This window comes from Mycobacterium ahvazicum (assembly GCF_900176255.2).
GTDB classification, from domain to species: Bacteria; Actinomycetota; Actinomycetes; order Mycobacteriales; family Mycobacteriaceae; genus Mycobacterium; species Mycobacterium ahvazicum.
On the sequence record NZ_FXEG02000003.1, the window covers coordinates 291,428 to 312,194 of the forward strand.

General features: G+C 66.9%; 18 protein-coding genes, 1 pseudogene and 1 riboswitch. Of the genes and pseudogenes, 10 read left to right on the plus strand and 9 right to left on the minus strand.

Annotated elements, in window-relative coordinates; translation table 11 throughout:
- Nucleotide 1 precedes the first annotated feature (1 nt).
- Nucleotides 2-637 (plus strand): urease accessory protein UreF, encoded by a 636-nt coding sequence (locus MAAFP003_RS13965; RefSeq protein WP_096287790.1) that lies wholly within the window; start codon nucleotides 2-4, stop codon nucleotides 635-637.
- 21 nt (nucleotides 638-658) lie between these two features.
- On the opposite strand, the gene MAAFP003_RS13970 is transcribed toward MAAFP003_RS13965, so the two are convergent.
- The 4 genes from MAAFP003_RS13970 to MAAFP003_RS13985 all read right to left on the minus strand — a co-directional run bounded on the left by MAAFP003_RS13970 (nucleotide 659) and on the right by MAAFP003_RS13985 (nucleotide 6,659).
- Nucleotides 659-2,215: an APC family permease gene (locus MAAFP003_RS13970; RefSeq protein ID WP_096287792.1), complete on the minus strand. Its 1,557-nt coding sequence runs from the start codon at nucleotides 2,213-2,215 to the stop codon at nucleotides 659-661.
- 57 nt (nucleotides 2,216-2,272) lie between these two features.
- On the minus strand, nucleotides 2,273-3,670 hold the full coding sequence (locus MAAFP003_RS13975) for a PPE family protein (RefSeq protein ID WP_243394033.1): 1,398 nt from the start codon (nucleotides 3,668-3,670) through the stop codon (nucleotides 2,273-2,275).
- A complete protein-coding gene (locus tag MAAFP003_RS29935) occupies nucleotides 3,667-5,028 on the minus strand; it encodes a PPE family protein (RefSeq protein ID WP_096287794.1) in 1,362 nt (453 codons plus the stop codon). The genes MAAFP003_RS13975 and MAAFP003_RS29935 overlap by 4 nt, the downstream gene beginning before the upstream one ends.
- A 467-nt stretch (nucleotides 5,029-5,495) precedes the next feature.
- Nucleotides 5,496-6,659, minus strand: coding sequence for an agmatinase family protein (locus MAAFP003_RS13985; RefSeq protein WP_096287796.1), 1,164 nt, complete (start codon nucleotides 6,657-6,659; stop codon nucleotides 5,496-5,498).
- 111 nt (nucleotides 6,660-6,770) lie between these two features.
- Nucleotides 6,771-6,833, minus strand: a riboswitch (guanidine-III (ykkC-III) riboswitch).
- A 187-nt stretch (nucleotides 6,834-7,020) separates the two neighbouring features.
- Between MAAFP003_RS13985 and ureG the strand changes: the two genes are divergently transcribed.
- Nucleotides 7,021-7,689 carry an urease accessory protein UreG gene (ureG, locus tag MAAFP003_RS13990; RefSeq protein ID WP_096287798.1) on the plus strand — a complete coding sequence of 223 codons (669 nt, stop codon included), beginning with the start codon at nucleotides 7,021-7,023 and terminating at the stop codon, nucleotides 7,687-7,689.
- Entirely contained in the window at nucleotides 7,679-8,320 is a 642-nt protein-coding gene (locus MAAFP003_RS13995) for an urease accessory protein UreD (protein WP_207768534.1), read from the plus strand. The genes ureG and MAAFP003_RS13995 overlap by 11 nt, the downstream gene beginning before the upstream one ends.
- On the opposite strand, the gene MAAFP003_RS14000 is transcribed toward MAAFP003_RS13995, so the two are convergent.
- Together MAAFP003_RS14000 and MAAFP003_RS14005 are read right to left on the minus strand one after the other, a co-directional pair.
- Entirely contained in the window at nucleotides 8,317-9,705 is a 1,389-nt protein-coding gene (locus MAAFP003_RS14000) for an NAD(P)/FAD-dependent oxidoreductase (RefSeq protein ID WP_096287800.1), read from the minus strand. The genes MAAFP003_RS13995 and MAAFP003_RS14000 overlap by 4 nt on opposite strands.
- Before the next feature lie 293 nt (nucleotides 9,706-9,998).
- Nucleotides 9,999-10,676 carry an SDR family oxidoreductase gene (locus MAAFP003_RS14005; RefSeq protein ID WP_096287802.1) on the minus strand — a complete coding sequence of 226 codons (678 nt, stop codon included), beginning with the start codon at nucleotides 10,674-10,676 and terminating at the stop codon, nucleotides 9,999-10,001.
- Between the two features lie 256 nt (nucleotides 10,677-10,932).
- Between MAAFP003_RS14005 and modA the strand changes: the two genes are divergently transcribed.
- From modA to MAAFP003_RS14040, 7 genes and pseudogenes are all read left to right on the plus strand, one after another.
- Nucleotides 10,933-11,697, plus strand: coding sequence for a molybdate ABC transporter substrate-binding protein (gene modA / locus MAAFP003_RS14010; protein ID WP_096287804.1), 765 nt, complete (start codon nucleotides 10,933-10,935; stop codon nucleotides 11,695-11,697).
- A 9-nt stretch (nucleotides 11,698-11,706) separates the two neighbouring features.
- Nucleotides 11,707-12,501, plus strand: a complete 795-nt coding sequence (locus MAAFP003_RS14015; protein WP_096287806.1) for an ABC transporter permease — start codon at nucleotides 11,707-11,709, stop codon at nucleotides 12,499-12,501.
- Nucleotides 12,502-12,504: 3 nt separating this feature from the next.
- Nucleotides 12,505-13,629, plus strand: coding sequence for a sulfate/molybdate ABC transporter ATP-binding protein (locus tag MAAFP003_RS14020; RefSeq protein WP_096287808.1), 1,125 nt, complete (start codon nucleotides 12,505-12,507; stop codon nucleotides 13,627-13,629).
- Between the two features lie 98 nt (nucleotides 13,630-13,727).
- Nucleotides 13,728-14,715: pseudogene (locus MAAFP003_RS14025) on the plus strand (alanine and proline-rich secreted protein Apa).
- 78 nt (nucleotides 14,716-14,793) lie between these two features.
- The gene (locus tag MAAFP003_RS14030) at nucleotides 14,794-15,093 is read left to right on the plus strand and encodes a GlsB/YeaQ/YmgE family stress response membrane protein (protein ID WP_096287810.1); all 300 of its coding nucleotides are present in this window, start codon (nucleotides 14,794-14,796) and stop codon (nucleotides 15,091-15,093) included.
- A 186-nt stretch (nucleotides 15,094-15,279) separates the two neighbouring features.
- Nucleotides 15,280-15,558: a GlsB/YeaQ/YmgE family stress response membrane protein gene (locus MAAFP003_RS14035; RefSeq protein ID WP_096287812.1), complete on the plus strand. Its 279-nt coding sequence runs from the start codon at nucleotides 15,280-15,282 to the stop codon at nucleotides 15,556-15,558.
- Nucleotides 15,559-15,613: 55 nt separating this feature from the next.
- Nucleotides 15,614-16,648 carry a zinc-binding alcohol dehydrogenase family protein gene (locus tag MAAFP003_RS14040; protein WP_096287814.1) on the plus strand — a complete coding sequence of 345 codons (1,035 nt, stop codon included), beginning with the start codon at nucleotides 15,614-15,616 and terminating at the stop codon, nucleotides 16,646-16,648.
- A 1-nt stretch (nucleotide 16,649) separates the two neighbouring features.
- Here the strand turns inward: MAAFP003_RS14040 and MAAFP003_RS14045 are convergent, their stop codons facing one another.
- From MAAFP003_RS14045 to MAAFP003_RS14055, 3 genes are read right to left on the minus strand one after another with little or no spacing between them, the layout of a single operon-like run.
- Nucleotides 16,650-17,420, minus strand: a complete 771-nt coding sequence (locus MAAFP003_RS14045) for a CPBP family intramembrane glutamic endopeptidase (protein ID WP_096287816.1) — start codon at nucleotides 17,418-17,420, stop codon at nucleotides 16,650-16,652.
- A 37-nt stretch (nucleotides 17,421-17,457) separates the two neighbouring features.
- Complete coding sequence (locus tag MAAFP003_RS14050) at nucleotides 17,458-19,845, minus strand: phosphoketolase family protein (protein WP_096287817.1); 2,388 nt, start codon at nucleotides 19,843-19,845, stop codon at nucleotides 17,458-17,460.
- Between the two features lie 46 nt (nucleotides 19,846-19,891).
- Nucleotides 19,892-20,740: an SDR family oxidoreductase gene (locus tag MAAFP003_RS14055; RefSeq protein WP_096287818.1), complete on the minus strand. Its 849-nt coding sequence runs from the start codon at nucleotides 20,738-20,740 to the stop codon at nucleotides 19,892-19,894.
- Nucleotides 20,741-20,767 lie beyond the last annotated feature (27 nt).

Genomic DNA, 20,767 nt, shown 5'->3' on the forward strand with positions numbered 1-20,767 from the left:
AATGTCTGCACTGGCGACGCTGCTCGCCCTGGCCGATTCGCGATTGCCGGCCGGATCGCACGTGCATTCGGGCGGCGTGGAGGAGGCCGTCACCAGCGGTCTGGTGATCGATCTGGAGACGCTAGAAGCGTTCTTGCAGCGCAGAATTCGCACCCACGGGCTGGTGACGGCGTCTGTCACGGCGGCGGTTCAACGCGGTGACCTCAGCCCCGAGCAAGCCGATCTGGAGACCGACGCTCGAACGCCGGCACCGGCGGCTCGGCAGGCGTCGCGCAGCCAGGGCCGCGGACTGGCGAGGCTGGCACGGCGGGTCTGGCCGGATGCGTGCTGGCACGACCTCGGCGCGCGGCCACACCTGGCCGTCGCGGCCGGACGCGTCGGCGCGGTCAGCGGCCTGAGTCCCGAACACAGCGCGCTGGCGATCGTCTACACCACGATGACGGGCTCGGCGACCGCGGCCCAGCGGCTGTTGGCTTTGGATCCCGCCGACGTGGCGGCCCTCACCTTCCGGCTGGCTGACATGTGTGAGGGCACCGCCGCGGCCGCGGCCGCCGGACTGGCCGATCTATCGGACCCGCTGCTCGACACGTTGGCTCAGCGCCACGCCCAACGTGAGCGGCCGCTTTTCGTGTCTTGAAAGCGGTTCGACGCCAAAGGTTTACGGTTCCGGGATGGCGTCAGCATGGGGCGCGTCGCTCTTGGTGTGGGCTCGAGTGGCGACTAAGTACACAATGCCGAGCCCGATAATCGTCCCCGACATCAACACAATGATGTAGTCGTCATACCAGGGCTGGTGGGAGTCCCGCGGCCAGGACAGATTGACGATAGCCGCGACGCCGTAGATCAGAGCTCCGATGTTGACGGGCCCTCCCCACTTTCCGAGCCGGTACTTACCGGTCGGCACCCAACCTTTGATCCGCGCGCGCAATGCAGCGAGCACCACCATCTGGAACGCGATGTACACGCCGACCGAACCAAAGCTGACGAGCTTGGTGAGCGCGTCGCGGGACACCAGCGATCCGATTATCAGGAGAGCCGGGATGATCACCGCGATCAGCAGGGCGAACGGTGGCACGTGGCGTTTGTGATCGAAGCGAGCCAACAACCTGGAGCCGATGATCATGTCGTCCCGGCCATAGGAGTAGATCAGCCGACTAGCGGCGGCCTGCAAGCTCAGCGCACACGAGACGAAGGAGATCAGGACGATGCACAGGACGACTTTGGAGCCGACACCGCCGAATGCCGTTTTCAGGATGGTGTCGATCGGATCGGCGTCCTTGCCGCTGATCACTGCGCCGAAGTCGGTCACCGACAAAATCAGGCTCAGGCAGACGAAAGTGGCTGCCGAGCCGCCGATGTAGATGGTGCGGCGCATCGCCTTGGGGATTTGCACGCCCGGGTTGCGGACCTCCTCCGCGACATCGCCGCAGGCCTCGAAGCCGAAGAACTGGTAGAGAGCGATCAGGCTGGCGGCCAGGAATGCATAGGTGTAGCTGTGGTTGCCTTCGGCGCCGAAACTGTGGAACAACACTCCGAGGTTGTGGTGGCGCTGGGTGCACAGCAGCCAGATGCCCACTGCCAGAGCGCCGATCAGCTCTGCGCTGAAGCCGAAGATGGCGAAGTAACTGAGCATTTTGGTGCCGGTGAGGTTAATCGCGGTCGCCAGCGCCAGCATGACGAGTGCACACACGACGGTGGCATGTGGTGATGGCGTGAATCCGAATACGTCGGCCACGTACGGGCCCGCCCCGTATGCCGCGTCGGCCAGCAGAGCCAACAGCGTGAACATGTAGACCCATCCGGTCATCCAGGCCCATTTACGTCCCCACAATCGGCGGGCCCAGGGATAGACACCGCCGGCCACCGGGAACTGCGCTACCACTTCGCTGAACACCAGTGCGACCAGCAACTGCCCAGCGCCGGCGATCAGCAGGCTCCAGATCATCGGCGGGCCGGCGGCGGATAACGCGAAGGCGAACACCGTGTAGATGCCGACCACCGGCGACAAGTAGGTGAAGCCAAGTGAGAAGTTGGCCCACGGACTCATGTCTCGCTTGAAATCGGACTGGAATCCGAGGGCCTTGAGCTGCGCCTGGTCCTCGTCGTCGAGCGAGGAATCCGTGGCGGCCCCTTCGACTGCAGCAGGGCTCGAGTCGACCGCTACATCGCCATCCCAACGTCCCGCAGAGCGCGCGGCCGGTTTTGTGAAGAACATCTGTGCTGAGTTCCAATCGTCGAGTGTCAAACGAGGTGTGCACCTGTACTCACGCCGCTATTTCTGTGTTGCCTCCTTGATCAAGGTCGCCGCCGTGCGTTTGAGGACATCGCGCTGCCTGGTCACATCGGCCATCGCCTTACGCAGCTGGATCAGCTCGTCGCGCTCACTGACCGCGCCGTCGCCGTGCGCGGGTGTCCCCGGCTCGACCCGGCGGGCGGCGGGGTCCTGGTCCATGCCGGATTCCGCGGCGGCCGGAATCACCTTGTGGCGTGCGCCGGCGCGAAGACGACCCCGCTCGCCGCGCGGTGCATTGACCACGCTGGCTACCGGCCCCATCGGAGGCACGCCGCCGTAGAAACCCGGGCCGATCGGCCCGGCCTGGGGCAGACCACCCGGGCCGGTGCTTGGCAATTGGGTGGCCGCCAGCCGAATCGTCGGGGACTCGCCCCACGACTGAGGCACCGACAGCCCGCCGACCGTCGCCGCCCGACCCACGTCCGCCGAAACTCCGGCGTTGCCCAGACCCGCCGAGCCTCCGTACGAATTGGCGAGCGTGGAGCCGGAACCCGACACCGAAGACGCCGCAGTCGCGGGCGCGGAGAGCGAGCTGACTAACGGATTCCAAGCTGCGGCCACCGGCGGCGCGAGGGTGAGCAACGTGCCGGAGGCGTCGAAGTTCAATCCCTCGGAGAGGATTTGGTAGCCGATGGTGTTCGCGCTGAAGTTGTTGAACAAGTCCAGCAGCGATCCACCGGAAGGCGTCCCTGGGGTGGCGGACGGCGACGCCGAAGGTGATCCGGTCGCGGCGTTCTGCAGCAGACTGGGCACGCTGGACAGCGTTGATTGGACGCTTTGGTTGGTGCCCGAAAGCGCGGCCCTGGCGACCGAGTTGTTCTGTTCAGTGGTTCCGGTCTGGTTGGTGGTCTGCGGCGGAGAGTTGAACGGCGTCAATCTCGTTGCCACTGAGGATGCGCCGGCATAGCCGTACATCGCCGCGGCATCCTGCGCCCACATCTCGGAGTACTGCGCCTCGGTGGCCGCGATAGCCGGGGTGTTGTGCCCGAGCACGTTGGTGCCCACCAAGGACGCCAACAGCGCCCTGTTGACCTCAATCTCGGGCGGCGGCACGGTCGCTGCGAACGCCGCCTCGTACGCGGCCACCGCCGAACCGAGCTGAGCGGCGGTCTGTTGTGCCTGCGCCGCAGCGCTGTTCATCCACGACACATATGGAGTGACCGCGGCGGCCATCGCCCGCGACGACGGACCCACCCACGGCTCACCGGTCAACTCAGACACCACCGCGCGATAGGACGCTGCTGTCGAGCTCAATTCGCTGGCTAATTTGGCCCAGGCCGCCACGGCCGTGGTCCACGACCCCGGCCCGGCGCCGGCATACATGCGCGCGGAGTTGACCTCGGGAGGCATTCCCGCGAAGTCCATCGGGGCGGTCACGACATCGCCTCCTTGATCAGACGGGCGGCTGCATCGCGCTCCGTCGCCGCGTCGGCGATGTCCTTACGCAGCTTCTCCAGCTCCTGGCGTTCGCTTTCGCTCAACGCGCTGACGACGTGGCGGCGGGCCGGTTGCGCCCGGTTGGCCACCGGCGGCTCGGCAGCCCCGGATTCGCCAGGCAATGCCGGGATGACTTTCGGTTCCGGGCCGCCGCGAGCCCGGGCCCGTTCGCCCCCGGGGGCGTTGACCAGGCTGCCGATCGGCGGAATACCGAAGAACCCTCCGGGTGCGGCCGCCCCGGCCGCGGGCACGCCGCCCAGCGCGGCGGGCGACAATGGTGATGCACTGGCCGCCAATCGGACAGCGGGGGAGCTGCCCCAGGCTTGCGGCACCGACAGCTGACCGACCGCGGCCGACCTGCCCAGGCTCGCCGCGACCGAGCCCGTGCCACCCGCGTGCGAATCCACCAGGGTGCCCAGCCCGGCGTCGGCCGGACTGATGTCACCGGCGACCGCCGCCGCCGTCGGCAATGCCAGCCCGTACAACCCACCTAGCAGGGGAGTGATACCCGACGCCGTGAACAACGGGCCACTGATCACTAGGGCCCAGTTGCCGACGTTCTGGGTGAACAAGTTAAGGCCGGTCGGCCCGCCGGTGGGAGTGTCGAGCAGGCTGCCCAGCTCCGGGTCGAGATCGGATGGCGTGGCGATCGAGCCAGTCGACAGGTTCTGCAGCGCGTTCGGCACATTCGCCAGTGCCGATTGCGTGCTCGGACCGGCCGACGAGGCCGCAGCGCGGTCCACCGAAGCGGCCTGCTGGGCCGTACCGGAGGTGTTGGTCGTCTGTGGTGGAGAGTTGAAGGGAGTCAACCTCGTTGCCGTTGCCGAGGCTCCCGCGTAGCCGTACATCGCCGCGGCGTCCTGTGCCCACATCTCGGTGTACTGCGCCTCGGTAGCCGCGATCGCCGAGGTGTTCTGCCCGAGCACGTTGGTGGCCACCAAGGACGCCAACAGCGCCCTATTGACCTCGATCTCGGGCGGCGGGACCGTAGCGGCGAACGCGGCCTCGTAGGCCGCAACCGCGGAGCCGAGCTGGCTGGCCGTCTGTTCAGCTTGCGCCGCAGTCGAATTCATCCACGACACGTACGGAGCGACCGCGGCGGCCATCGCCCCCGACGACGGGCCCACCCACGGCCCACTGGCGAGCTCGGTCATCACCGTCCAATAAGATGTTGCCGCAGAACTTAATTCGGCTGCCAACGCATCCCAGGCCGCACCGGCCGCCACCAGGGGTCCGACCCCCGCCCCCGCGTACATCCGCCCAGAGTTGACCTCGGGCGGGAGCGTCGCATAATCCACTAGCCAACCCCCAACGGTCGAGGCGCCATCTCAAACGCAGCCGGCCCGAGTCGGGCGATGGTTTGGCGCTCAGGTTCGTGCGCGATCGCCGACGCACGATTTGTGCGATGCCCCCATGTGATCGTCACTGCACGCACTTACAAAGCGGCGCCGTGACGTCGACCATTTCGCACAATTAGCAATATCCAACTGAGCGGCTGCAATAACTATGGTTAACGACTGAGAATTAGCTGGGAATGAAACTGGAGGTGCACTCAAATGGAATGAACGGCAGAACGCTAGGGCTTGAACATTGCATACGACGACACCCAACGCCGCCCGACTGCGCATAAACTCTGTAACTGCAGTTTGCTGTATGGCCACTGAGCTATTGACTCACTGGCTTCAATTACAAAGTCTGCGGTTTTAAGGGATGACAGGCAATTCGGTCACTCGTATTCGGTGTTCATGGTCGACAATCTGCCGAACTAGTCGGCGTACGGTCCCCAGGCCTGACGCTTCAGCGCGGCCGGTTTCTTGCCGAGTTTGCCTGCCCGGACCATGACGGCCAGGCTGTCCAGGATCACCCGGCTACTCATCAGCGCGGTCTGCTCAGCCCAGTCGTAGGGCGGTGAGCACTCCACCACCTCAATGCCGTTGAGTCCCGGTTCGGAGATCAGCCGGATGAGATTGAGCGCTTCGCGCGGCAGCAGACCACCCGGCTCCGGCCAGCCGGTACCCGGCACGAATCCGGCGTCGATCACGTCGATGTCGAACGACAGATATACGGCCTTGGCATCTTTCCACGCCGTCTCCAACGCGATCTCGGCGACCTTCTCGATCCCGACGCGCTCGACGTCACCGACCGTGATGACGGTACTGCCGCGCCGCCGTCCGACCTGCACGCCCGCGCGTGGCGCCTGCCACCCGCCGATGCCGATCTGTACCAGGTTGGTGGCCGGAGCGTTCTTGATGTTGGTGGCGTGGAACCACGGCGTGGTGTGCATTCGCTCGTCGAGATCGGTTTCCTGCGTGTCGACGTGGCGGTCGAAGTGGATGATGCCGACATTGCCGTCCATGTGCGGGGCCAGGCCACGCACGGTGGGGAACCCGATCGAGTGGTCGCCGCCCAGGATCACCGGAAACACGCCCTGCGAGACCACGTGGGACATGGCCGTGCTGATCTGGTCGAACGACTTCTCGATGTTGGCGGGAATGGTCACCACGTCGCCGATGTCGACAATGTTGAGCTGCTCGCGCAGGTCGACGCCCAGTTCGTAGCAATACGTGCCAAACAGGTTGGTGGAGCGGCGAATTCCCATCGGGCCGAATCGGGTACCCGGGCGGTACGTGGTGCCCGCGTCCAGCGGGGCGCCGAAGACGGCCACTTCGGCGTCGCCCACGTCATGCACGTCCTCCAGGAACGGGCACTTCAGAAACGTCCCGCGTTCCCCGGCAAAGTGCGGCAGCTCGCCGCGGGAGAAGGTGGACAGCGTGCGATCGTTGATGGTGGGGGCGGCTTCCAGCCCATGGGACAGGCAGCGCTCGATCTCTTCCTGGTGGCGCCGGGTCGACAGCTCGGCCTCGGCTTGCTGTGCCCACGCACCCTCGCGGTTGGGAATATCGGCCTGGCCGGCAAACGGGTTAAACATCGTTTTCCTCTCGTCGAGTACCAACTGACGGTGGAGGATGCCCCGACGACCAAATTCAAACGTGTGAGTTCGAAAGCCGTTTCTCGGTTGACTGGCGCGCAAGGCATCCCGCGGTCACCGTCTTGTCGCACTCCGGGTACGGCGAACTCGTCCGGGCGGCCGTCTCGGCGCGCCAGGGTTCAACGTACCTGCTCGACCTCAAGTTGAAGTCTGACTTAGCGGTCAGACGGCTGTGACTTTCCTGGGAAGGACCCCTGCGGCCGTGTGCCTACCTGGCCGACCGGGCCATCTTTTCGTCGATACGCTGGCTTCAACTGCGCTAAGCGCGAACGATTCCTATTCATCTCCCGAAAGACACGACATGTCAGCACATTCCCATAGCTATTCACACCTTGAGCGGCCGAAGCGCGTCAGGCAGCCCGGGGAGCCGCTGCGCATCGGCATCGGCGGCCCGGTCGGCTCGGGAAAAACGGCACTCGTCGCCGCGCTGTGCCGGCAGCTGCGTGACGAGGTGTCGCTGGCCGTGCTGACCAATGACATCTACACCACCGAAGACGCTGACTTTCTGCGCAAACACGCTGTGCTGCCGAACGACCGGATCGCGGCCGTGCAGACCGGCGGATGCCCGCACACCGCGATCCGTGACGACATCACCGCGAACCTCGACGCGATCGACGACTTGATCGCCGCCCACGACACACTCGACTTGATCCTGGTCGAATCCGGTGGCGACAACCTCACCGCCACCTTCTCGTCGGGCTTGGTGGACGCCCAGATCTTCGTCATCGACGTGGCCGGCGGTGACAAAGTTCCCCGCAAGGGCGGGCCGGGAGTGACGTATTCGGATCTGCTGGTAGTAAACAAGATTGATCTGGCACCATTGGTCGGCGCCGACCTGGACGTGATGGCGCGCGACGCCGACGCGGTGCGCGACGGGCGCCCGACGGTACTGCAGTCACTGACCAAAGACCCCGCCGCCACGGAGGTGCTGGCCTGGGTGCACGCGCAATTGTCCGCCGATGCACTCTGAGGTCTTGCTGCTCGCGTTGCGTAACCGGTTGCCGCGCATTCAGTGCTGCGGCGGAATTCAGGCCCGCTGCACCGCGCCCGACACGGTTCACCTGGTGTCGGCGGCCGCCACCCCGCTGGGCGGCGACACCATCGAGATCCGCGTCGTCGTCGAGCCCGGTGCGGTGCTGAAGCTACGTAGCGCCGCCGCCACCCTGGCCCTACCAGGGCCGAAAACACCTACTTCACAAGCTAATTGGGACATCGAGGTGAGCGGAAACCTGGATGTCGACCTCGAGCCCACCGTCATAGCCGCTGACGCGCGCCATGTGTCGACGGTGACGCTGGCGCTGCGCGAGGACGGCCGGGTTCGATTCCGCGAGCGAGTGCAGATAGGCAGATACAATGAGCGCGACGGCTTCTGGTCGGGATCGCTACGCGCCGACCGGCATGATCGCCCGCTATTGCGGCACCGGGTGGAATTGGGTGCGGGGTCGGCCGCCGACGACGGTATCGCTGCCCCGCGAGCAACGATCAGTGAACTATGCTATCCAGCAACAGAATTCACGGATATGCCGAGCGAATCCACGGTTTTGGCGCTGGCAGGCGGCGGCACGCTCCGGACGTGGCAGGCCGACCGACTAGTCGGCTAACTCGCCTTTCTGGCAGCGACAGGTCGCTTCGCTTCCGCGGCCAGCACCGCAAGTTGTTCGATGCGGGTGCGGGCGAACGCCTGCTGCTCGGTGATAGTCAGCTGCCCGCGCTGGGTGCTGAGGAAGGTCACGGTCCAGGACAGCAACGTGCTGACCTTGGTCTTGAACCCGACCAGATACACCAGGTGCAGCACCAGCCACATCAGCCACGCGATGAAACCGCTGAACTCCAGCGGCCCGACCTTGGCCACCGCCGAAAAGCGCGACACGGTGGCCATGGAACCCTTGTCGAAGTACTGGAAGGGCGCTCGCTCGGCCGGGTCGGCGCCCGCGAGTTCGGCCTTGATCGTGCCGGCGACGTACTTGGCACCCTGGATCGCGCCCTGCGCGACTCCCGGCACGCCCTCGACCGCGGCCATGTCTCCGACCACGAAGACGTTGGGGTATCCGGGCACGGACAGGTCGGGCAGCACCTTGACTCGTCCCGCACGGTCGAGTTCGGCCGCCGACTGGTCGGCGAGGTCACTGCCCAGACCGCTGGCCTGGACACCCGCGGACCAGACCTTGCAGGCGGACTCGATACGTCGAATGGTGCCGTCGGAATCTTTGACGGTGATGCCGTTGCGGTCGACGTCAGTGACCATCGCCCCCAACTGGATCTCGACGCCCATCTTCTCCAGCCGAGCACGCGCCCGGGCGCCCAGCTTCTCGCCGAACGGCGGCAGCACCGCGGGCGCGGCGTCGAGAAGAATCACCCGGGCCCGGGTGGAGTCGATGTGCCGGAACGAACCTTTCAGGGTGTGGGCCGCCAATTCCGCGATCTGCCCGGCCATTTCGACGCCGGTGGGTCCGGCCCCGATGACGGTGAACGTCAAGAGTTTGGCCCGCCGTTCCGGATCGCGAGACCGCTCGGCCTGCTCGAAGGCGCTCAGGATTCGGCCCCGCACCTCGAGTGCGTCGTCGATCGACTTCATGCCGGGGGCGAACTCCGCGAACTGGTCGTTGCCGAAGTAAGACTGGCCGGCGCCGGCCGCGACGATCAGGCTGTCATAAGGAGTTTCGTACGTGTGACCCAGCAAGTCCGATACGACGAACTTGCCGGCGAGGTCGATGTGGGTGACGTCACCGAGCAGCACCTGGACATTGCGCTGCCGGCGCAGCACGACCCTGGTGGGCGGCGCGATGTCGCCTTCGGACACGATGCCGGTGGCCACCTGATAGAGCAACGGCTGGAACAGGTGGTGAGTGGTGCGGGCGATCAATTTGATGTCGACGTCGGCGTGCTTGAGTTTCTTTGCCGCGTTGAGTCCGCCGAATCCCGATCCGATGATGACGACCTGATGGCGTCGCTTCGGATCAGCTGTGCCTTCTTGCTGGGGGCTCATTGGTTTGAATGCTCCTGGTGGGGCTTCGTCGGGCGCGGTCTCAGTTAGCTACAACGCTAGTCACCCCGCCGCCCGGAAACCCAGATAGTAAGCCTGTGCAATCAACCACACCAATGCATTGCCGCTGGTCGCGCCAACGTGATTCGCGTCATGTCCGGCATCGAATGCGACGCCGGTTACATACCGAACAAAAGCCGCAGACGTTGCTTTTGATGTGTTCGGCAATGGTTTCCGGTTGGTGCGTCACCAAATACCTAGGCGCACAGGGGATCTGGTCCCCGTTTGGGTACTTCCTAGGCGAAACGCGCGAGGGCGCCGTGGCTGACGTGCAGCGTCTGGCCGGTGATGTGGCGGGCCGCCGGGGTCGTCAGGAACAAGGCCAACCGCGCGACCTCGTCGGCGACGGAAGGCGGTGTGCGCGAGAGACCTTCGTAACCGGCCTGGGCACTGCGCCCGCTCGCCACGGCGTTCACCGTGATCCCGCGAGTGCCGAAAATGCCGGCCTGTCCGGCGATCCAGCTCGACAGCGTCGCTTTGATCGCGGCGTCGACACTGGCCGCGGGCGGATTTTCCGGCACGACGCTGATGATGGAGCCACCGGAGCGCAGGTGATCGCCGACGGCTTGCACCGTCAGCACCGCCGACAGCACGGTCGCCTCGAGCGAACTGCGCCATACGGCGGCGGTGTCGGACAGCGAATACGTGCGTGGGTCGCCATCGCTCCAGCCGCTATCCGGCACGTTGACGATGGTGTCCAAGTGGTGGGGGAACAACCCACGAGCCTCTTCGAGGCTGGCCGGGTCGGTGGTGTCGCAGACGATCGCGTCGACGTCGAGCTCTTTCGCGGCGACCTCGAGGTCGCCGCGCCGCGCACCCACGAGGGTCACCTTGTGACCGCCATCGCGAAATCCCTCGGCTACTGTCCGCCCCAGATCCGTGTCGCCGCCGGTGACCAGCACCTCCACAGCCATCCTCCTCGTGTTCAACGTTGAACCCAGACCCTGGCCTTCACCAGCGTTAACGCTCCGCTCGGCGATGTGATCGTGGTTCCGATGGTGTCACGCCACAGGACCGATGCCTGGGATCTCAGCGCGTATGGCGTCAATCTACGCCGAATGTTACTGGACAGTAGTTCTAAGGGGAAACTAAGGACGCCACGACGCGCGGACAATTTTCGATAACTCTTTGGTCGTCACCGCTTCATCCGCCGCGAGCTAGGGTCTGAGCATGCGTCGGATCGCGGTCCTGGCCTGGTTGATATGCGCGATCCTCGTCGCGGGCCTGGTCGCCTGTAGTCCGAAACCGTCCTCGTCGCCGTCCGCCTCGATTGTGGTGTTCGCCGCGGCCTCGCTCAAGCCGGCGTTCACCCAGCTCGGTCAGCAGTTCAAGGCCGACAATCCCGGTAGCGGCGTCGAATTCGACTTCGCCGGCTCCTCCGAACTCGCCGTCCAGCTGACGCAGGGTGCGAGCGCCGATGTGTTCGCGTCGGCGGACACCGCGCAGATGGACACCGTCGTCAAGGCCGGGCTTGTCGCCGGAAACCCGACGAATTTCGCCGCCAACACGCTGGTCATCGTCACCGCGCCGGGCAATCCGCGCCACATCGGCTCCTTCGCCGATCTGGCCAAGCCGGGCCTCAACGTCGTGATCTGCCAGAAGCCGGTGCCATGCGGGGCGGCGACCCAGCGCATCGAGGACAGCACCGGGGTGCATCTCAATCCGGTCAGCGAGGAAACCAGCGTGACCGACGTCCTCAACAAGGTCACCACCGGGCAGGCCGATGCCGCGCTGGTCTATGTCACGGATGCGAAGAACGCGAAAGACAACGTCGCGACGGTCAACTTTCCCGAAGCCGCGGGTGCGGTGAACGTCTACCCCATCGGGGTGTTGAGGAAGGCACCGCAGCCGGCCACCGCGCAAAAGTTCGTGACGCTGGTGACGTCTGAGGCCGGCCAGAAGATCCTGGCTCAATTCGGCTTCGCGAAACCCTGACCCGCAGCCGTGCACGCGCCCACGCATCTGCCCCGCTGGGTGTATGTCCCTGCAACCATCGGCGCCGCCTTCGTGGTGTTGCCGCTGCTGGCGATCGCGATCAAGGTCGACTGGCCGGATTTCTGGTCGCTGATCACCAGCGCGTCGTCCAAGACGGCACTGCTGCTCAGCCTCAAGACCGCGGCCGCGAGCACCGTCCTGTGCGTGCTGCTGGGCGTGCCGATGGCACTGGTGCTGGCCCGCAGTACGGCCCTGCTGGTCCGGCTGCTGCGGCCCCTGATCCTGCTGCCGCTGGTGCTGCCACCGGTGGTGGGAGGCATTGCGTTGCTCTACGCGTTCGGCCGGCTCGGACTGCTGGGGCAGTACCTGGAAGCCGCGGGCTTGCGCATCGCCTTCAGCACCACCGCGGTGGTGTTGGCGCAGACGTTTGTCTCGTTGCCGTTTCTGGTGATTTCCCTCGATGGCGCGGCCCGTACGGCGGGCGCCGACTATGAGGTGGTCGCGGCCACGCTCGGGGCTCGCCCCAGCGCGGTGTGGTGGCGGGTCACTTTGCCGCTGCTGCTGCCCGGACTGACGTCCGGCGCGGTGCTGGCGTTCGCCCGCTCGCTGGGCGAGTTCGGCGCGACGCTGACTTTCGCGGGTTCGCGCCAAGGGGTCACCCGCACCCTGCCGCTGGAGATCTATCTGCAACGGGTGACCGACGCGAATGCGGCTGTCGCACTGTCGATTCTGCTCGTCGCGGTGGCCGCGCTGGTGGTGCTCGGCCTGGGCGCTCGCCGGCTGACCGGAACGGAGGCCGGGTAGCCCGTGAGCGAGCTGCAGCTTCGCGCGGTCGTCGCCGACCGCGAGTTGGACGTGGAGTTTTCGGTGTCCCCGGGTGAGGTGCTCGCGGTGCTGGGACCCAACGGCGCGGGAAAGTCGACCGCCCTGCACGTCATCGCCGGTCTGCTTCGCCCTGATGAGGGCGTGGTGCGGTTGGGGGATCGGGTGCTGACCGACACCGCCGCCGGGGTCGACGTGGCGACACACGACCGCCGGGTCGGGCTGCTGCTGCAGGACCCGCTGCTGTTCCCGCACCTGAGCGTCGCCGCCAACGTGGCGTTCGGGCTGCGAAGCCGTCGTGGCCTTTTCCAATCGGCTCGCGCCACCGAGAAGCAGACGGCCCTGCGCTGGCTGCGCGAGGTGGATGCCGAGCAGTTCGCCGACCGCAAACCGAGACAGTTGTCCGGCGGTCAGGCTCAGCGGGTGGCGATCGCACGAGCGTTGGCCGCCGAGCCCGAGGTGCTGCTGCTCGACGAGCCGCTGACCGGGTTGGACGTCGGGGCGGCCGCCGCCATCCGCGCGGTGTTGCGGACCGCTGTCGCCCGCAGCGGCTGCGCGGTCGTCCTGATCACGCACGACCTGCTCGACGTGTTCACCCTGGCCGATCGGGCGCTGGTGCTCGAGGGCGGCAGGATCGCCGAAGTCGGCCCGGTCCCCGAAGTGCTCACCGCGCCGCGCAGCCATTTCGGGGCCCGCATTGCCGGCGTCAACCTGGTCAACGGAACCATCGGGCCGGGGGGCTCGCTGCGGACCCGCTCCGGCGTCCGCTGGTACGGAACCCCCGCCGAGCAGCTGGGCGCCGAGCTGACCGACGGGCAGGATGCGATCGCCGTGTTCGGGCCGACGGCGGTGGCGGTCTACCGCGACCTGCCGCACGGCAGCCCCCGCAATTGGGTCGAGGTCACCGTCTCAGAGCTGGACATTCGCGGACCCGCGGTCGTGGTGCGAGGCGAGGAACAGCCCGGCGGCGCCCCCGGACTGGCCGCCGAGATCACCGCCGAGGCCGCCGCCGAGCTGGAACTGACCCCCGGAGACCGGGTGTGGTTTTCGGTCAAAGCGCGCGAAGTGGCGCTGTATCCGGCGACACCCCGTCGCACCAACCCGCAGTGAACTGCGCAGACCCACCGAAGGTTGCGCTCCGGCAACAACGCGCGCATCGCCAGCACGGCATCCTTGCGTCGCAGCGGTAACACGGTAGGTTCGTCGCCATGGATCAGGTGGACTCACACTCGACACGTCGCAAAGGCCTGTGGGCGACGCTGGCGATCGCCACGGTGACCAGTGCCAGTGCCGTCACCTTCGCGTTGCCGGCCCCCGCTTATGCCGATCCCGAGGTCCCGACTCCGGTGCCGGCAACGACCTCCGCCCCGTCCCCGGCCCCGGGCGCACCCGCGCCGACGACCGCGGCGCCCGCGCCGGGCGGCCCGGCACCTGCCGGGCAGCCGGCGGCCGGTGACCCGAACGCGCCGGTGCCCTGCGCCGCCGCCGCCCGTCGACCCCAACGCCGCCCGCATCACCAACGTCGTCGGCGGCTTCAGCTACCTGCTTCCCGGTGGGTGGGCCGAGTCGGACGCCTCGCACCTCGACTATGGTTCCGCGCTGCTCAGCAAGATGATCGGTCCGCCGCCGCAGCCCGGTCAGCCCGCGCCGGTGGCAAACGACACCCGCATTGTGATGGGCCGCCTGGACCAAAAGCTCTACGCCAGTGCAGAAGCCAATGACGCCAAGGCCGCCGTCCGGCTGGGCTCGGACATGGGTGAGTTCTTCATGCCGTACCCCGGCACCCGGATCAATCAGGAATCCGCCCCGCTCACCGGAGCTAACGGCATCACCGGAAGCTCGTCGTTCTACGAGGTCAAGTTCAGCGATCCGAGCAAACCCAATGGACAGATCTGGACCGGTGTGGTCAGCGCTCCCAACGCAGCTACCGCCGGTCCGCCCCAACGCTGGTTTGTCGTGTGGCTCGGTACCGGCAACAACCCGGTAGACAAGGTCGGTGCCAAGGCACTGGCGGAATCGATTCTGCCGTTCACCGCACCACCGGCTCCGGGCGCACCACCGGCTCCGGGCGCGCCCGCACCGGCTCCGGCAACTCCGGCACCGGGAGCCCCCGCCCCGGTGCCCGGCCAGGCACCCGCGAGCGAGGTCACTCCTACCCCGAGCCCGGCGCCGCAACCGACGTCGTTTAGTGCCTGACCCGTAAACGGGGGTATACCGCCACGACGGCGCCGGCTTTTACGCTGAGCTCTGCCAACGAACCGCAAGGAGACTCGCATGGATGTCATGGCGGCTACCGAGTACCTGGCCCGATCGACCACGACGACGAGCGTCGGCCTGATCGGCTACATCATCATCGGCGGTCTTTCGGGGTGGGCCGCGGGCAAGATCATGAAGGGTTCCGGCTCCGGAATCTTGATGAACATCGTGATCGGTATCGTCGGCGCACTGATCGGCGGCTTTTTGCTCAGCTTCTTCTTCGACACCGCGGCCGGCGGCTGGATCTTCACCTTCTTCACCGCGTTACTGGGGTCGGTGATTCTGCTCTGGATCGTCGGCCTGGTGCGCAGGAGCTGATCGGCCGGGCGATCTGTGGCAAATCGGGTGCGGCGCGAATCGCCGACCCGCCTGGGGGCTTCCCGCGTCGCCGCATCAGGCCGAATTGCGGCATGAGAAGGGGCGTTTCGCCGAGGCGGTTGAGTCGGCTCCGACGGGGTATACGGCCACACGTCCCGTCTGTCAGTTAAATCGAAGGAGCCGGTCATGATTCTGCATATCGTCTGGCTGATCGTCTTGGGTCTGATCGTCGGCCTGGTCGCGCGCCTGCTGGTGCCGGGCAAGCAGCCGATGGGTTGGGTCGCCACCGCCCTGCTCGGCATCGTCGGCTCGTATGTCGGCGGCACCCTGGGCAGCATCGTCTTCCCGCCGCACCAGTTCGACATTCACCCGCCCATTCAGCACTCCTTCCTGGGTGCGCTGGTCGGCGCGGTGATCCTGTTGCTGATCTACAAGTTCGCCACCTCGCGCACGAAGACCCTGTAGCACCAGGGCCTTTGGGCCCATGCGTGGTGGCGGCGCATAGCGGCATGATGGGGTGATGGCCTCAGCGACGACCACAATGGACGCGTGGCGGGTGCGTCGGCCCGGCCCGATGGACACCGACCCGCTGGAGCGGGTCACCACCGAAGTGCCGCGGCCGGCGCCCTCGGAGTTGCTGGTGGCCGTGCGGGCCTGCGGGGTGTGCCGCACCGACCTGCACGTCACTGAGGGTGACCTTCCGGTGCACCGCGAGCACGTCACCCCCGGCCACGAAGTGGTGGGCGAGGTCGTTGAGGTCGGATCGGCGGTGGGCGTCGAGGCCGGCGACGGGTTCAACGTGGGGGACCGGGTCGGCATTGCCTGGCTGCGCCACACCTGCGGTGTGTGCAGATACTGCCGCCGAGGCGACGAAAACCTCTGCCCGCAGTCCCGCTACACCGGCTGGGATGCCGACGGCGGGTACGCCGAATTCGCGACGGTTCCAGCGGCTTTCGCGCACCACCTGCCGAGCGGGTACAGCGACAGCGAGCTCGCGCCGCTGTTGTGTGCCGGCATCATCGGATACCGTTCGCTGCTGCGGGCACAGCTGCCGCCGGGTGGCCGGCTGGGCATTTACGGCTTCGGCGGCAGCGCGCACATCACCGCCCAGGTCGCGTTGGCCCAGGGTGCCGAGCTGCACGTGATGACCCGCGGCGAGCAGGCACGCGAGCTGGCGCTGGCCCTCGGCGCGGCATCGGCTCAGGGGGCGGCGGATCCGCCGCCGGTGCCGCTGGATGCCGCGATCCTGTTCGCCCCGGTCGGAGATCTGGTGCTGCCCGCCTGCGAGGCGCTGGACCGCGGCGGCACGTTGGCGATCGCCGGAATCCACCTGTCCGATATCCCGGCCCTGAACTATCAGCGTCACCTGTTCCAGGAGCGCCAGATTCGCTCGGTCACCTCGAATACCCGGGCCGACGCGCGCGAGTTTCTCGACTTCGCCGGCCGTCACCGCATCGAGGTGACGACACCGGAGTATCCACTCGATCAAGCCGCCCGGGCACTGAGCGATTTGGCCGGCGGTCGCATCGCCGGGGCAGCAGTGCTGCTGGTGTAGGTCAGGTGGACAGATGCCAGACCAGGGCCGCGGCTAGGGCGCCCAGCCCGTTCAATGACCAGTGCAGCGCGATCGGCGCGATCAGGCTGCCGCTGCGCCGGCGCAACCAGCTGAACACGAAGCCCGCGCTGCCGGTCGCTACCACGGCCAATGTCACGCCGGCGGCCATGCCGACGAACCCGCCGCCGAACAGCCGGGCTAAGCCGACGTTGTTGCTGGTCAGTCCCAGCGACGTGGCGACGTGCCACAGGCCGAACAGCAATGAGCCGGCGAGTGCGACCCCGCGGAATCCCCAGGCCCGATGCAGCGTGCCGTGCAGCACACCCCGGAAGGCCAGCTCCTCGGGAATCACGGTCTGCAGCGGGATGATGACCATCGAGGCGATCAGCGCGCCGGAAACCGTTGCGTAGTGGTTGTTCAGGAACATCGGCCGCGTCATGGGCAGCAGTACGCCGACCGCGATCACCGACGCCACGACAGCCACCGCGGCCAGCGCGTAGCCCAGCCCGGATTTCCAGTGCTCCCGGCCGAGGCCCAGGTCGACCCAGTCCAAACCGGTGGCACGCATCAACACGACCAGCCCGACCGCTGCCACCGGCACCGTCGCGACACTCGCCCACGGCGTGGTGAAGTGTGCGACCAGGTTGGTCAGCACCAGCACCACGACCACCACGGCAATGTCGAAGTACAGCCGCAGCCGGTGCAGCGCCGACAATTGCGACACCACCGGGTGCAGGTCGACGGCATCGAGGGCCGTGGCGTGCTCAGACATCCCGGCCGAGTTTACCTGCGCGCCCCTGCCGCCCAGGTCACGACGACGGCTGAGATTCCCACTTCCAGTTCGCGATCTGCGGGTCGTCCTCGCCGTGCTCGCGGGTGTAGCGGCGGGCGTTCAGCCGCGCGTCGACCATCCGCTGCCGCAACAGCGCGGCCCGGCCCGCCAACCCGTCAACCCGGTCGATGACGTCGATGACCAGGTGGAAACGGTCGAGGTCGTTGAGCATCACCATGTCGAACGGCGTCGTGGTGGTGCCGCGCTCCTTGAACCCGCGGACATGGATGTGCGGGTGATTGGTGCGGCGATAGCACAGCCGATGGATCAGCCACGGATAGCCGTGATACGCGAAGATGACCGGCTTGTCGCGGGTGAACAACGCGTCGAACTCCTTATCCGGCAATCCATGTGGATGCTCGGAGTCCGGCTGCAGGCGCATCAGGTCGACGACGTTGACCAGCCGCACGGCCAGGTCGGGCAGCTCGCGGCGCAGGATGTCGGCCGCGGCGAGCGCCTCCTGGGTGGGGATGTCGCCGGCGCAGGCCAGCACCACGTCGGGTTCCCCGGTCGCGGTGCTCGCCCAATCCCAGATCCCCAGGCCGCGGGTGCAGTGGGCGATCGCCTCGTCGATGCCGAGGTAGGCCAGGGCGGGTTGCTTGCCGGCGACGATGACATTGATGTAGTCGCGGCTGCGCAGGCAGTGATCGGCCACCGACAGCAGTGTGTTGCCGTCCGGCGGCAGATAGACGCGCACGATCTCGGCGCGCTTGTTGGCGACCAGGTCGATGAACCCCGGGTCCTGGTGTGATGCGCCGTTGTGGTCCTGACGCCACACATGCGAGCTCAACAGGTAGTTCAGCGACGCGATCGGCTGCCGCCACGGCAGTTCGCGGCTGGTAGCCAGCCATTTCGCGTGCTGGTTGAGCATCGAGTCGACGATGTGCACGAACGCCTCGTAGCAGTTGAACAGCCCGTGCCGTCCGGTGAGTAAATAGCCCTCCAGCCATCCCTGGCACAGGTGCTCGGAGAGCACCTCCATCACGCGGCCGTCGGGCGCCAGGCCCTCGTCGTCGGGCTCGACCTCGGACATCCACACCTTGTCGGTCGACTCGAACACGGCCGACAGCCGGTTGGACGCGGTTTCGTCGGGTCCCATCAGCCGGAAGCGGTCGGGGTTGTGGGTGATGACGTCGCGCAGGAAGGTCCCCAGCACCCGGGTCGCCTCGTGGGTGGACGCGGCCGGCTTTTCGACCGGCACCGCGTAGTCGCGGAAGTCCGGCAGGTCCAGCTCGCGCAGCAACAGGCCGCCGTTCGCGTGCGGGTTGGCGCTCATCCGCCGCTGCCCCTTCGGGGCGAGCTGGCGCAGCTCGGGACGCAGCACGCCGTGGGAGTCGAACAACTCGTCGGGCCGATAGCTGCGCATCCACTCTTCGAGCTGCGCGCGGTGCGCGGGGTTGTCGTGCGTCTCGGACAACGGCACCTGGTGGGACCGCCAGGTGCCCTCGACGTGCTTGCCGTCGACCTCCTTGGGGCCGGTCCAGCCTTTCGGGGTGCGCAGCACGATCATCGGCCACACCGGGCGCTCGGCGGTCGTGCCGTTGCGCGACGCGTGCTGGATGCCGGCGATTTCGTCGAACGCGTCGTCCAGCGCGGCGGCCAGCGCGCGGTGCACGGTGGCCGGGTCGTCACCGGCGACCGTGATCGGCCGGTAACCGTAGCCGCGCAACAGTGATTCGAGTTCGGTGTGCGGGATGCGGGCCAGCACGGTCGGATTGGCGATCTTGTAACCGTTGAGGTGCAGGATCGGCAGCACCGCCCCGTCGACGGCCGGGTTGAGGAATTTGTTCGAGTGCCAGCCGGCCGCCAGCGGACCCGTCTCGGCTTCGCCGTCGCCGATCACGCAGGCAACCACCAGGTCGGGGTTGTCGAACGCCGCACCGAACGCATGCACCAGCGCGTAGCCGAGTTCACCGCCCTCGTGGATGGAGCCCGGGGTCTGGGCCGCGACGTGGCTGGGGATGCCGCCGGGGAACGAGAACTGGCGAAACAGCTTGCGCAGCCCCTCGGTGCCCTCGCCGATGGCGCTGTAGATCTCGGTGTAGGTGCCTTCGAGGTAGGCGTTGGCGACCAGGCCCGGGCCGCCATGGCCCGGTCCGGTGACATAGATGACATTGGCATCCCGGTTGCGGATGATCCGGTTCAGGTGCGCGTAGATGAGGTTGAGCCCGGGCGTGGTGCCCCAATGCCCCAGCAGCCGGGGTTTGACGTGTTCAGCCGCCAGCGGCTGTTTGAGCAGGGGATTGTCGAGCAGATAGATCTGCCCGACCGACAGATAGTTGGCGGCCCGCCAATACTTGTCGATCAGCGTGAGTTCGTCGTCGGAGAGTGCTTCGGGCGCGGTTGTCGGGGTTTGCAGGCTCACGTGCCCGATTGTCCGCGCCCCCGATGAACACCGCCATGCGAGCCGATCACTGCTCGCCGCGGGCGCGGTCCTCGTAGGCCTTGCGCTTCTCGGTGTCGACGGCGTCGGTGAAGACGTGGTCGCCGCCGAGGAGACGGTTGAGGCCCTCGGATACCGATCGGGGCATGAACTTCGCGGAAACGGCCAGCGCCCCCATCACCTTCGTGATCCGGACCCGCGGCTTGGGCCGGGCGATCAACTCGATGATCGCGTCGGCGATGTCGGACGGTTCAGCGTTTCTGAGGCCCTTCGCCCCCTGGGTTCCGGCGATCAGTTCGGTGTTGACGAACGTCGGATTGACCAGCGAGAACTGCACGCCGGTGCCGCGGGATTCGAGCCTGACCGTGTCGGTGAAGCCAATCACCGCGTGCTTGCTGGCGCAATAGGTGGCCGCCCCGGGGATGTTCGCCTCCCCGGCCAGCGAGGCGACGTTGATGACGTGTCCGGTGTGGCGGGGCACCATGCGCTGGACGGCCAGCTTGGTGCCGAGAATCACGCCGTAGACGTTGATGTCCAGAATGCGCCGGGTGACCGCATCGGGCTCCTCGATGATGCGGCCGAGCGGCATGATGCCGGCGTTGTTGATCAGCACGTCGATGGGGCCGAGCTGGCGCTCCACCTCGTCGAGGAATTCCGCAAACGAGTGCGGATCGGTGACATCGAGCTTGCCGTACACGTCGAGGCCGAGAGCGGCACCCGACTCCTTGACCCGGACCTCGTCGATGTCGCCGATCGCGACCTTGGCGCCCAGGTTGTGCAACGCGGTCGCGGTGGCCAGCCCGATTCCCCGCGCGCCGCCGGTGATCACGATGACCTTGTCGCGAATCTTGAGAGCGTGCGCCGCGTTGTCTGCCATCCGGTTAGCACAGCACTCGATGTCGTG

Coding starts and splice junctions, on each gene's coding strand:
- MAAFP003_RS13965 (WP_096287790.1), top strand. CDS start 2: ATGTCTGCACTGGCGACGCTGCTCGCCCTGGCCGATTCGCGATTGCCG.
- MAAFP003_RS13970 (WP_096287792.1), bottom strand. CDS start 2,215: ATGTTCTTCACAAAACCGGCCGCGCGCTCTGCGGGACGTTGGGATGGC.
- MAAFP003_RS13985 (WP_096287796.1), bottom strand. CDS start 6,659: ATGTTTAACCCGTTTGCCGGCCAGGCCGATATTCCCAACCGCGAGGGT.
- ureG (WP_096287798.1), top strand. CDS start 7,021: ATGTCAGCACATTCCCATAGCTATTCACACCTTGAGCGGCCGAAGCGC.
- MAAFP003_RS13995 (WP_207768534.1), top strand. CDS start 7,679: ATGCACTCTGAGGTCTTGCTGCTCGCGTTGCGTAACCGGTTGCCGCGC.
- MAAFP003_RS14000 (WP_096287800.1), bottom strand. CDS start 9,705: ATGAGCCCCCAGCAAGAAGGCACAGCTGATCCGAAGCGACGCCATCAG.
- MAAFP003_RS14005 (WP_096287802.1), bottom strand. CDS start 10,676: ATGGCTGTGGAGGTGCTGGTCACCGGCGGCGACACGGATCTGGGGCGG.
- modA (WP_096287804.1), top strand. CDS start 10,933: ATGCGTCGGATCGCGGTCCTGGCCTGGTTGATATGCGCGATCCTCGTC.
- MAAFP003_RS14030 (WP_096287810.1), top strand. CDS start 14,794: ATGGATGTCATGGCGGCTACCGAGTACCTGGCCCGATCGACCACGACG.
- MAAFP003_RS14035 (WP_096287812.1), top strand. CDS start 15,280: ATGATTCTGCATATCGTCTGGCTGATCGTCTTGGGTCTGATCGTCGGC.
- MAAFP003_RS14040 (WP_096287814.1), top strand. CDS start 15,614: ATGGCCTCAGCGACGACCACAATGGACGCGTGGCGGGTGCGTCGGCCC.
- MAAFP003_RS14045 (WP_096287816.1), bottom strand. CDS start 17,420: ATGTCTGAGCACGCCACGGCCCTCGATGCCGTCGACCTGCACCCGGTG.
- MAAFP003_RS14055 (WP_096287818.1), bottom strand. CDS start 20,740: ATGGCAGACAACGCGGCGCACGCTCTCAAGATTCGCGACAAGGTCATC.